General features: G+C 66.0%; 10 protein-coding genes. 5 read left to right on the top strand and 5 right to left on the bottom strand.

Annotated features, from left to right (window positions below):
* Positions 1-36: 36 nt before the first annotated feature.
* Positions 37-387 carry a metallopeptidase family protein gene (locus A5785_RS04520; RefSeq protein ID WP_049700218.1) on the bottom strand — a complete coding sequence of 117 codons (351 nt, stop codon included), beginning with the start codon at positions 385-387 and terminating at the stop codon, positions 37-39.
* A 14-nt stretch (positions 388-401) separates the two neighbouring features.
* The gene (locus A5785_RS04515; RefSeq protein ID WP_420841309.1) at positions 402-1,703 is read right to left on the bottom strand and encodes a septum formation family protein; all 1,302 of its coding nucleotides are present in this window, start codon (positions 1,701-1,703) and stop codon (positions 402-404) included.
* A 58-nt stretch (positions 1,704-1,761) separates the two neighbouring features.
* Between A5785_RS04515 and A5785_RS04510 the strand changes: the two genes are divergently transcribed.
* The 4 genes from A5785_RS04510 to A5785_RS04495 all read left to right on the top strand — a co-directional run bounded on the left by A5785_RS04510 (position 1,762) and on the right by A5785_RS04495 (position 5,372).
* The gene (locus A5785_RS04510) at positions 1,762-2,157 is read left to right on the top strand and encodes an ankyrin repeat domain-containing protein (RefSeq protein ID WP_049700217.1); all 396 of its coding nucleotides are present in this window, start codon (positions 1,762-1,764) and stop codon (positions 2,155-2,157) included.
* Positions 2,158-2,211: 54 nt separating this feature from the next.
* Positions 2,212-3,480 (top strand): serine--tRNA ligase, encoded by a 1,269-nt coding sequence (gene serS, locus A5785_RS04505; RefSeq protein WP_064864712.1) that lies wholly within the window; start codon positions 2,212-2,214, stop codon positions 3,478-3,480.
* A 56-nt stretch (positions 3,481-3,536) separates the two neighbouring features.
* Positions 3,537-4,451 carry a hypothetical protein gene (locus A5785_RS04500; protein ID WP_064864710.1) on the top strand — a complete coding sequence of 305 codons (915 nt, stop codon included), beginning with the start codon at positions 3,537-3,539 and terminating at the stop codon, positions 4,449-4,451.
* Positions 4,452-4,517: 66 nt separating this feature from the next.
* Positions 4,518-5,372 (top strand): DMT family transporter, encoded by an 855-nt coding sequence (locus A5785_RS04495; protein WP_064864708.1) that lies wholly within the window; start codon positions 4,518-4,520, stop codon positions 5,370-5,372.
* 510 nt (positions 5,373-5,882) lie between these two features.
* On the opposite strand, the gene A5785_RS04490 is transcribed toward A5785_RS04495, so the two are convergent.
* The gene (locus A5785_RS04490) at positions 5,883-7,610 is read right to left on the bottom strand and encodes a glycerol-3-phosphate dehydrogenase/oxidase (RefSeq protein WP_049700213.1); all 1,728 of its coding nucleotides are present in this window, start codon (positions 7,608-7,610) and stop codon (positions 5,883-5,885) included.
* Positions 7,611-7,695: 85 nt separating this feature from the next.
* Here A5785_RS04490 and A5785_RS04485 point away from each other — a divergent pair, with 85 nt between their 5' ends.
* Positions 7,696-8,694, top strand: a complete 999-nt coding sequence (locus A5785_RS04485; RefSeq protein WP_049700212.1) for a sugar-binding transcriptional regulator — start codon at positions 7,696-7,698, stop codon at positions 8,692-8,694.
* A 26-nt stretch (positions 8,695-8,720) separates the two neighbouring features.
* Here A5785_RS04485 and glpK read toward each other — a convergent pair whose 3' ends face one another.
* Both glpK and A5785_RS04475 read right to left on the bottom strand, forming a co-directional pair.
* The gene (gene glpK, locus A5785_RS04480; RefSeq protein ID WP_049700211.1) at positions 8,721-10,238 is read right to left on the bottom strand and encodes a glycerol kinase GlpK; all 1,518 of its coding nucleotides are present in this window, start codon (positions 10,236-10,238) and stop codon (positions 8,721-8,723) included.
* Between the two features lie 50 nt (positions 10,239-10,288).
* Positions 10,289-11,134: an MIP/aquaporin family protein gene (locus A5785_RS04475; RefSeq protein WP_049700210.1), complete on the bottom strand. Its 846-nt coding sequence runs from the start codon at positions 11,132-11,134 to the stop codon at positions 10,289-10,291.
* Positions 11,135-11,209 lie beyond the last annotated feature (75 nt).

Genomic DNA, 11,209 nt, shown 5'->3' with positions numbered 1-11,209 from the left:
AGATGTGTATAAGAGACAGCCCCGAAGCCCCGCCCCTCAGCCCCAGCCGTGCGCGTGGAGCCAGGCGTCGTCGATGCCGAAGTGGTGGGCGATCTCGTGGATGACCGTGACGGCGACCTCGTGGACGACCTGCTCGCGGGTGTGGCACATCCAGAGGATCGGCTCGCGGTAGATGGTGATGGTGTCGGGTAAGAAGCCGCCGTAGTCGTGGTCGCGGCTGGTGAGTGCGACGCCCGAGTACAGCCCGAGGATGTGCGGCGACTCGGGGTTGTTCGGCTCGACGAGGATCACCACGTTGTCGATGGCGTCGGTCAGTTCCTTCGGGATGGTGTCGAGTGCATCGGACACCAGGCCCTCGAACTCGTCGTCGGACATGGCGACGGGCATGGGTGTACTCCTGATCAGCCCGCCGGAGCGGGGACCTCTTCGGGGTTCGGTTGGATGCCGGGCGGTAGTGGGACGGGCGTGGGCAGCACGCGGCCGGGTGGCGCCTGCGGGGGCGGTGCCGGGAGCTTGCCGTTGATCAGGAGTGTCTGTCGCGCGTCGCCGACGAGCGTCGCGAATCCACCGCGATCGGGTAGCCCGATGTAGCAGACCACCTTGCGGCTGCCCGCGAGCCAGCTCGGCTCGCTGATGACGGACCACTGAGTGTTGAGTGTGGTGGCGTCGAGCTTCTCCTTGCCGCCGAGGAATCGCTGCGCCTGCGCCGGGCAGATCCCGGCCAAGAACTTGTTCTGGTCATCGATCTGCGGCCACGGCTTACCCGACGTCCGATTTCCGAAGCGCGCAGAAAGGTCGACGATGCCGGTCGTCTGGAACGCGTGCGGTTCACTGCAGCCGACGACGGTGGCGGGCACCGTGGGGCGTCGAGTCTGCTGATCGATACCGATGCATGTGCCGGGTGGCCACGAGAACGATTGGTCGTTGTCGATGACGCGTCCCGCCACCTGGTCTGGCTGGCCGCCCTTGCCCGTCTGTTGCAATCCGCAGCGCAGTTCGCGAGCACCCTTGTCCCACTGCGCCTGTGAGGGATACATCATCCCGACGGAGAAGCGCCCCTGCGGGTCGAGCTTGCCCTGCAAATAGTCGTCGACGATGACCGGGCACTGCTCGTCGCGAATCGCGGCGAATCGCTCGGCCCCAGGCCACGCCGCGGAGTCGCCGAATTCCGATCCGGGAAGAAGCGCGGTGTTGAGCGGACCCGCCACCTCGAAGCGATGCAACTGATCGCACGCGACCTTCGACGGCTGGCCGGGCTGCCCGTCGGGCCAGTCGAGGCAGTCGCCGGCGACCGATCGCGTGAACGCGTTCTGTGTCAAACGTTCGTTCTCGCCGATGTCGGTGCTTCCGACGTTCCCGTTGTCGGTGAACGAGCCGAGAGCAAACGCGATGCCACCCGCGACGATCGCACCGATCACGATCGCCGCCAGCACCACCCGCATCGGATTCGCGGCGAGTACTCCACTCACCCCGCGTCGACGCGCCGGTTCTGCGGTGGCTGCTTCGTCATCGACGACGGGTCGCTCGGTCTCCGGCTCGTCGCTCTCTTCCGCCCCAGCCTCAACGCCCTCTTCTGCACCGATGGGCTCGAACTCTTCGGTGACCGGCTCGAACTGCTCGGTGACCGGTTCGACGTGGTCGGTCGCCGAGGGGTCGGGCGTCTCGTCGTCGGACACCTTGTCGGGATCGTCGTTCATCGGCATCCATCATGCACTTTCCGAGCGTCCGGGTGCGCCGATACCTGTGCTTAGACTCGGACGGGTGAGCGCAGAAGACCCCGAACCGAGTGCCGACGTCCAGGAATTGGCCGGACGACTCTTCGACATGGCCCGCTCGGGCGACGCCCCATCCCTCGCCGCCTACCTCGACGCCGGCGTGCCCGTTGACCTGCGCAATCAGTCGGGCGACTCGTTGCTGATGCTCGCCGCGTACCACGGCAACGTCGAGGCGGTGACGGCTCTCACCGAGCGCGGCGCCGACGTCGACCTCGCCAACGACAAGGGCCAGACACCGCTCGCTGGTGCCGTGTTCAAGGGATTCGACGACGTCGTCGCGGCATTGGTGAAGGCCGGAGCCGACCCTTTCGCGGGAACCCCGAGCGCCGACGACGCGGCGTCGATGTTCGGCCGAGCCGACTACCGCGAGCACTGGCAGTAACCGCGGCAACGTCCGCCGATCCGCCCGCCGGGCGCTCCAGTATCGTTGACAGGCGTGATCGACCTCAAAATCGTCCGCGACGACCCCAACCTCGTCCGCGCCTCGCAGCGCGTGCGCGGAGAAGACCCCGGCCTCGTCGACGTTCTACTCGACGCCGACTCGACGCGTCGATCAGCCATCGTCGAAGCCGACTCGCTGCGCTCCGAGCAGAAGGCTCTCGGTAAGCAGGTCGGCAAAGCATCCGGCGACGAGAAGGCAGCGCTGCTGGCCAAGGGCAAAGAGCTCGCCGATCAGGTCAAGGCTGCTGTCGCGCGGCAGAACGAGGCCGACGAGGCCGCGTCGAACGCGCAGCGCGCGATCTCCAACATCGTCGAGGGTGCGCCCCCCGGAGGCGAGGACGACTACGTCGTTCTCGAGCACGTCGGTCAGCCGCGCGAGATCGAGAATCCCAAGGACCACCTCGAACTCGGTGAGTCACTCGGCCTCATCGACATGGAGCGCGGCGCGAAGGTCTCCGGCTCGCGGTTCTACTTCCTGACCGGTCAGGGCGCGATGCTGCAGCTCGGACTGCTCACGATGGCTGCGCAGAAGGCCACGGCCAACGGGTTCACGCTGATGATCCCGCCGGTGCTGGTCCGGCCGGAAGTGATGGGCGGAACCGGCTTCCTCGGCGCACACGCCGACGAGGTCTACCACCTCGACAAGGACGACGATCTCTACCTCGTCGGAACGTCGGAGGTGCCGCTCGCCGGCTACCACATGGACGAGATCATCGACCTCTCCGACGGCCCGAAGCGCTACGCCGGATGGTCGACGTGCTTCCGACGCGAAGCGGGTAGCTACGGCAAGGACACACGCGGCATCATCCGCGTGCACCAGTTCGACAAGGTCGAGGGCTTCGTCTACTGCAAGCCCGAAGACGCCGCGGCCGAACACCAGAAGCTCCTCGGCTGGGAGAAGGAGATGCTCGCCGCGATCGACGTCCCGTATCGGGTCATCGACGTTGCCGGAGGCGACCTCGGGTCGTCAGCCGCGCGCAAATTCGACTGTGAGGCATGGGTTCCCACCCAGCAGACGTACCGCGAGCTGACCTCGACGTCGAATTGCACGACGTTCCAGGCGCGTCGCCTTTCTATCCGGTACCGCGACGAGTCGGGTAAGCCGCAGGTCGCCGCGACCTTGAACGGAACGCTCGCCACCACGCGGTGGCTCGTCGCGATCCTGGAGAACCATCAGCAGGCCGACGGTTCGGTTGTGTTGCCCGAAGAACTCGCGCGGTTCGTCGGTACCGACGTACTCAAGCCCAACGCCAAGACTCAGTAGCGCCGCATGACGCGTGGTGTGACGGCGACCTGTTCGCGGTGTGTGCTGGTGTCGCAATGACATTCGGAATCATCGTCGCGGTGATCGGCGCGCTCTCGTTCGCGGCGGCATCTGTCTTACAGGCGCTCGGCGCGGAGCGGGTGGCGCAGCGTGCTCAGCACAGGACCGAATTGCGTTCGAACACACCACATCCGACGCTGCGCTCCACCGCTGCGACGATGCTGACAGTGCCGTTCCTCATCGGGTTCGCGTTTGACATCGTCGGTTTCATCGCGACGATCGTGTCCGCGCGACTGATCCCGCTGTTCCTCTCGCAGACCATTATCTCTGCGCGCATGGTCGCGACCGCGGTACTCGCCGCGATCGTGCTGAAGGTGAGTCTCACCTGGAGAGAATGGGTTTCGGGGGCGGTGGTCATCCTCTCGCTGATCCTGCTCGCGATATCTGCCGGGCGCGAGGGCTCCGACTACGACGCCTGGATGGGCTGGGCGACGCTCGTCGCCGGACCGTTGCTGATCGTGATCGGCATCGTGGGAGCTCGAGTGCTCAAGCGCCGAATCGCGGCATTCGCGGGACTCATCGCGGGCGCGATCTTCGGGGTCATGGCCGTGGCTTCCCGTGTGCTGACGGGTGTTTCACCGTTGCAGCCGGGAGTGCTGTTCACCGATCCCGCGCTCTATGCGCTCCTCATCAGTGGCATCGGCGGCTTTTATCTGTTCACGGTTGCGCTGCAGACGGGGTCGGTCAACGGCGCGGCCGCGGCACTCGTCGTCGGACAAACGGTGCTTCCGGGTGCCGTTGGCATCATCTTTCTCGGCGACGTCACGCGCTCCGGGTGGGGGCCTGCCGCGATCGTCGCGTTCGTGGCCGCTGTCGTCGGCGGCGTGATCCTGGCATCGTCGGGCGCTGTGACGGCCGTCGAGAAGGCCGAGTCGGTCAACCTCCCGGCCGGCTACGGGCACGGCAGCTGATACGTTCGGCTGTCGCGTTGCCGTGACGTCGCGTTCTCGCCACGCGGATGATGAATACTGAACCGCATGGTCATCGGCATCGTTGCCGCGATTCTCGCGGCGTTGGCGTACGGCACGGCGTCGGTGCTGCAGGCGCGAGGTGCGCAGAGCGTCGAGGATGGCACGGTCGGGGCCGCGCCGTCGTTGCGTTCGACGGTCACCGCCATGCTCACGGTGTCATTCCTGCTCGGGCTGGCGCTCGACGGGATCGGCTTCGCGGGAAACCTGGTTGCGGACAGGCTCATTCCGCTCTTCCTCGCGCAACCCATCGTGAGTGCGAACCTGGTTGTCACCGCGGTGTTGGCGACGTTGGTCCTCGACGCTCGGCTCAGTCGTCGAGAGTGGACCGCGGTGGCCGTCGTGGTGATCGCGCTCGTCGTGCTCGGTATCGGTGCGGGCGAGGAGGGCCACCGCGACCACAATTGGCTGCACTGGGCACTGCTCGGGGTGGGTGTCGGGCTCTTCGTGGCGGTCACCGCCGTGACCAGAGTGATTCCGAGGGGAGTCGCCGTTGTCGCGGGACTCGGCGGCGGTGCGCTGTTCGGTCTGATGGCCGTGGCGATCAGAATTCTCGACGGCGTCGACCCGTTCGACGTCGGCGCGATCCTCACGGACCCGGCCGCGTACGCGGTGGCGATCTGCGGGGTGGGCGGGTTCTATCTGTTCACCGTCGCGCTGCAGACCGGGGCGGTCAGCGCCGCGGCGGCGTCGATCGTGGTCGGCGAGACGGTGGTCCCCAGCGCGCTGGGAATTGCTCTGCTCGGCGACAGCACCCGTCCCGGCTGGGCGGTGCCGACGCTGATCGCGTTCGCCGCCGCGGTGAGCGGAGCGATCGTCGTCGCGACGTCGTCTGCCGTCGAGGCGACGGAGTCCGCGGTGTGACTCGGGAGTGGTTTCGACTCGGGTGTTCGCTGCGCTCACGCCCGCTCAACCAGCGGGGGGCACGCCGCTGATCGAGCCAACCCGCTGATCGAGCTTGTCGAGATCACCTGCCGCGGCGAGTGGTTTCGACTCGGGTGTTCGCTGCGCTCACGCCCGCTCAACCAGCGAGGGCCAGCACCGCTGATCGGGTTGGCCACCGCTGATCGGGCTGACTACCGCTGATCGAGCTTGTCGAGATCACCTGCCGCGGTGGGGGTGGTTTCGACTTGGGTGTTCGCTGCGCTCACGCCCGCTCAACCAGCGGAGGGGCCAACCACCGCTGATCGAGCTTGTCGAGATCGCTCGCTGCGCTGGGTGTGGTTTCGACTCGGGTGTTCGCTGCGCTCACGCCCGCTCAACCAGCGGGGGGCACGCCCGCTCAACCAGCGGAGGGGCACCACCGCTGATCGAGCTGCTCACCGCTGATCGGGCTGACCACCGCTGATCGAGCTTGTCGAGATCACCCAGCGCTCAGACGCTGGCCGTGCTGGCGGTCACCTGCACGCGGTGGGCGTCGTTGAGATTCTCGACGGCGGCCTCGATTTCGGCGGCGCGCTGCTGGCCGTCCCAGCCGAGGATCTCGGCCATGGCGTCGCCGAGCTCGGTGAGTACGGCTGCGGTCACTCCGCCGACGAAGGCCAGATCGGTTCTGCGCAGCAGGATGTCGCTGATGTGCACGGCCTGCTCGGTCTCGATCATGTAGCGCAGCTCGGCGGTCGAGAGTCCGCTGGCGGGCAGCGGGGCGTCGGGGCCGGTGGTGATCGCTGCGATGACCTCGCTGGCGCGGGTGCCGTAGCGGGTGAGCAGCTCATCGGCGCGGTCGGCGGGTACGTCGCCGCGTCGGCTAGCGACCCATGCTCGACGCTGCGCGTCGGTGGTCGGGTAGTCGCGGCCGCCGCCGATGGGCAGTCCGACGGTCGAGACCTGTCGGGCAGCGCCGAGCAGCTCCATGATGCGATCCGACAACTGCTCGCCGAGGGCGCGGAACGTGGTCCACTTACCGCCGACCAAGCTGAGCACCGGAACCGAAACCCCGGGCAGCTCAGTACGTTCGACGTTGTAGTCGCGCGAGACGAAGCCCGGCGTCGTGTCGTCGTGGCGGGGCAGCGGGCGGATGCCGGAGAACGAGTACACGATGTCATCGCGGGAGACGGCGATATCCGGGAACACATGCTTGATGAGATCGAAGAAGTAGTCGATCTCGTCGTCGGTGCACCGCGTCGGCGTGCTCGGGTCTGCGTCGATGTCGGTGGTGCCCACCAGGACTCGGTCCTTGAGCGGGTAGATCAGCACGATGCGACCGTCGGAGTGCTCGAAGAAGATCTCGCGCCCACGAGTGGCCTCGACGAGGTCGGGGTGATCGAGAACGATGTGAGATCCCTTGGTGCCGCCCATGTACCGGGTGTCGCCGCCGAGCGCGTCGTTGGTGAGGTCGGTCCACGGACCACTCGCGTTCACGATGACCTCGGCAGACACGGTGAACTGTTCACCGCTGACACGATCGGCGAGCACCACCTCGCCGTCGCGAATCGCGATGGCTTCGACGTGGTTGGTCGCACGGGCGTGCGGGCCGGTGGCCAGGCCATCCTTGAGGACGTCGAGTGCTAGACGCTCGGGATCGTGCACTGAGGCGTCGAAATAGGTTGCGGTATAACGAATGCCGGAGTTAAGTCGGGGCATGTCGGCGCGAGCCTTGTCGCCTGCGCGGAACTTGTGACGTGGCACCCGGCGCTTACCGGCGCCGGAGAAGGCGTCGTACATGACCAGTCCGGCCTTGATCAACGCCGCGCCGCGCTCGTTGGGCTTGCCGGTGTTGTGCGTGAGAAAACGCCTCGGCGCGTTCAGGATTCCGCTGAACGTCGAGAAGATGGGGACGGTGGTCTCGAGGGGCTTCACGTAGTGGGGTGCGATCTCGAGCAGGCCGTTGCGCTCGTGCACCGACTCACGGACGAGCCGGAACTCGCCGTTCTCCAGATAGCGGATACCGCCGTGGATCATGTGGCTCGACGCCGACGACGCGCCACTGACCCAGTCGTCGCGCTCGACGAGCACGACGTCGATGCCCTGCAGTGCGAGGTCGCGGAAGGTGGAGATGCCGTTGATGCCGCCACCGATGATGAGGACCTGTGCCGACGGGCGCTCGGTGAGCGTCGCGACGCTTGGCCGGAGCGGTGCGGTCGAGGTGGTGTTTTCGGTCATGATTCCATCCTGATGGTCTCTGCACATAAGAGCAATACTTCTGCACATATGTGCACGGGTGGGTTTTGCTGGTAGAACGTGTGGGGTGGAAAGAGTCGCGGCCGACGATCCGAAGCGCAGTGCGCTCGCAGTGCGTGCGGCGCATCTGTACTACATGCAAGACCTCGACATGGCAGCCATCGGTCGCGAGCTGGGGATGAGCCGGTCGTCGGTGTCGCGACTGCTGAGCTTCGCCCGCGCGACCGGCCTCGTCGACATCACGATCCACGCGCCGGCGGGTAGAACCGGCGAGGTTGCCGACGAGTTCGGCCGACGCTTTGGTGTGAACGCCTCGGTCGTGCCGACGACCGCGCAGATGTCCGACGCCGACCGACTCGAGCGCGTCGGGCAGGAAGCCGCGCGATCGCTGGGCAGGATGTTGGAGGCCAATACGACGCTCGGTATCGCCTGGGGCGCCACGATCAGCGTCGTCAGCAGACATGTTGTGCCAAAGGAACTGTGGAACACGCAGATCGTGCAGCTCAACGGTGCGGGTAACCCGACGAGTTCGGGAATCGACTACGCCAGCGAGATCCTCCGCAGATTTGCCACGGCGTATTCGGCTCGCGTGGAACAGTTCCCGGTGCCCGCGTTCTTCGACGACCCGAACACCAAAGTCGCGCTGTGGCACGAGCGCAGTACCAAGCGAGTCCTCGACGTCCAGCAGACGATGAACGTCGCGCTCTTCGGGCTCGGTGCCCCCGACGCCGACGTCCCCAGCCACGTCTACACCGGCGGCTACCTCGAGCCCGCCGACTTTGCGTCGCTGCGCTCCGAGCGAGTCGTCGGCGACGTCGCGACGGTGTTCTACCGACACGACGGCAGCGACGCGGGGATCGAGTTGAACAAGCGGTCGTCCGGCCCGGACCTGGACGTGATCCGGGCCGTCCCCCGTCGTATCTGTGTGGTGTCGGGAGAGTCGAAAGCCGCTGCGACAGAAGGTGCTTTCGCAGCGGGACTGATCACGGACATCGTGCTCGACGAAAACCTCGCCCGACTGCTCATCCACCGCGACACGACGCACCATGTGCGACGTGGCGGGTGAATGGCAGCCGGGCAACGGTGACATCGTCAGTCCACATCGACCCAGTCGAGGGTGCGCTCAACGGCCTTGCGCCACTGCTTGTAACCGGCTTCGCGCTGGTTCTCGTCCCACTCCGGCTCCCACCGTCGGGCTTCATTCCAGTTCTCGCGTAGTTCGTCCGTGTTCTTCCAGACCCCGACGGCCAGCCCGGCAGCGTACGCCGCGCCGAGTGCCGTTGTCTCGGCCACGACCGGTCGGCTGACCGGAACGCCGAGCACATCGGCCTGGATCTGCATACACAGTTCGTTGGCGGTGACGCCGCCGTCGACCTTCAGAACATCAAGCGTCACACCGGAATCGGCGGTCATCGCCTCGGTGACGTCGCGCGTCTGGTAGCAGATCGACTCCAGGGTGGCACGCGCGAGGTGCGCGTTGGTGTTGAACCGCGAGAGTCCAACGATCGCGCCGCGCGCATCCGACCGCCAGTACGGAGCGAACAAGCCGGAGAAGGCAGGCACGAAGTAGACGCCGCCGTTGTCGTCGACCTGGCGGGCAAGTGCCTCGGATTGTGATGCGCCACTGATGATTCCGAGCTGATCGCGCAGCCACTGGACGGCGGAGCCGGTCACCGCGATCGAGCCCTCGAGTGCGTAGACGGGCTTCTCCTCGCCGAGCTGATAGGCGACGGTGGTCAACAATCCCGACTTGCTCCGCACGATGTCGGTGCCGGTGTTGAGCAACATGAAATTGCCTGTGCCGTAGGTGTTCTTGGCCTCACCGGGGGCGAAGCAGACCTGGCCGACGGTCGCCGCCTGCTGGTCGCCGAGCACGCCGGTGATGGGAACCTCGCCTGCGAGCGGTCCGGTCGACTCGGTGACACCGAAGGCCTTGGGGCTCGACGACGGCAGGATGTCGGGAAGCATCGCGCGCGGAATGTTGAACAGGGACAGCAGTTCGTCGTCCCAGTCGAGGGTCTCGAGGTTCATCAGCATGGTGCGGCTCGCGTTGGTCACGTCGGTGACGTGTTCGCCGCCGCGATAGCCGCCGGTGAGATGCCAGGTGAGCCAGGTGTCGGTGGTGCCGAAGATGGCGTCGCCACTTTCTGCTGCCTCACGGACGCCCGGCACGTTCTCGAGGATCCACTGGATCTTGCCGCCTGCGAAGTAGGTGGCGGGCGGAAGTCCCGCCTTGTGGCGGATGGTGTCGCCGTGTCCGTTTCGTTCCAGTGCGCTGGCGATCTTGTCGGTGCGGGTGTCCTGCCACACGATCGCGTTGTAGTACGGGCGTCCCGTTCGACGGTCCCAGACGACGGTGGTCTCGCGCTGGTTGGTGATGCCGAGGGCGGCAAGGTCGCTCGAGGTCAGTCCGGCTTTGCCGAGTGCAGTCTGGATGACGGCCGATGTCCGCTCCCAGATCTCGACCGGGTTGTGCTCGACCCAGCCGGCGCGGGGGAGGATCTGCTCGTGTTCGAGTTGGTGGCGGGCGACCTCGTTACCGGCGTGGTCGAAGATCATGAATCGGGTGCTGGTGGTTCCCTGGTCGACGGAACCGACGAAATCTGGCATGGGTGTATCTCTCGTTCTCGATGAAGTCAGGTGTCAGGTGATGAGTGTGTTCAGTGTCGCGCGCTGATGTGCTCGGGTTCGGTGGGTTCGGAAACACCGATCTCCTGGCTGTCGTCGCCCTCTGTCGGGAGGAAGCGTTCGATGCCGAAGACGAAGATCGCCCCGCCGAGTAGTCCACCGATGATAGGCGCGACGATCGGTATCCAGAAGTAGAGTTCCGGACCGTTCGCGGAGTACATCGCGTCGCCGTATCCGGTGATCAGCGACGCAAGTCGTGGACCGAAGTCACGGGCAGGGTTGATGGCGTAGCCGGCGTTGGTGCCCCATGCCATACCGATCGCGACGACGAGGATGCCGATGATCAGCGGCGCCATGTTGCCGAGCGGAGGATTGTTGACCACGCAGGTCAGGGCAAAGATGACGGCGACGAGGATCGCGGTGCCGACGATCTGATCGATGAATGCGGTGGTCAGCGAGACGCCGCTGCCCGGGGACGTCGAGAAGATTCCCTGAGTCGCCTTGGTGTGGTCGGGGTCGATCGCCCTGATCTGGTCGGCGTAGGTGTAGCGGACGATCAGGGCTCCGATGAACGCGCCGACCATCTGCGCAGCGATGAACGGTGCGACCTTGCGGCGGTCGAAGCCCTTGAACGCGGCCAGGGCGATGGTGACGGCGGGGTTGAGGTGCGCGCCGCTGAGGCGACCCGCGACATAGACGGCAAGCGCGACGCCGAAGCCCCACGCGAATGCGATCGAGTTGTGGTCGCCCGCACCGAGCGTCTTGGGGAAGCCTCCGCAGACGACCTGGGCTACCACACCGCAGCCGAACAAGATGAGGATCATCGTGCCGATGCATTCTGCGGAGAGTTCACCCACCAGCGGGGTTTTCTTCGTCATGGTTTCACTCCTTTGTGACCGGCTCGATGTCCTGATGGTGTTGTCGGTACCAGCCGGATGGAGGAAAAAGTAAGC

The organism is Gordonia sp. 852002-50395_SCH5434458, assembly GCF_001665905.1.
Taxonomy (GTDB): Bacteria; Actinomycetota; Actinomycetes; order Mycobacteriales; family Mycobacteriaceae; genus Gordonia; species Gordonia jacobaea.
This window is presented reverse-complemented; position numbering and strand designations above follow the sequence as displayed.

Excerpts from the sequence above, each read along its gene's own strand:
- A5785_RS04520 (WP_049700218.1), bottom strand. The coding sequence starts at position 387 with ATGCCCGTCGCCATGTCCGACGACGAGTTCGAGGGCCTGGTGTCCGAT.
- A5785_RS04515 (WP_420841309.1), bottom strand. The coding sequence starts at position 1,703 with ATGCCGATGAACGACGATCCCGACAAGGTGTCCGACGACGAGACGCCC.
- A5785_RS04500 (WP_064864710.1), top strand. The coding sequence starts at position 3,537 with ATGACATTCGGAATCATCGTCGCGGTGATCGGCGCGCTCTCGTTCGCG.
- A5785_RS04495 (WP_064864708.1), top strand. The coding sequence starts at position 4,518 with ATGGTCATCGGCATCGTTGCCGCGATTCTCGCGGCGTTGGCGTACGGC.
- A5785_RS04490 (WP_049700213.1), bottom strand. The coding sequence starts at position 7,610 with ATGACCGAAAACACCACCTCGACCGCACCGCTCCGGCCAAGCGTCGCG.
- glpK (WP_049700211.1), bottom strand. The coding sequence starts at position 10,238 with ATGCCAGATTTCGTCGGTTCCGTCGACCAGGGAACCACCAGCACCCGA.
- A5785_RS04475 (WP_049700210.1), bottom strand. The coding sequence starts at position 11,134 with ATGACGAAGAAAACCCCGCTGGTGGGTGAACTCTCCGCAGAATGCATC.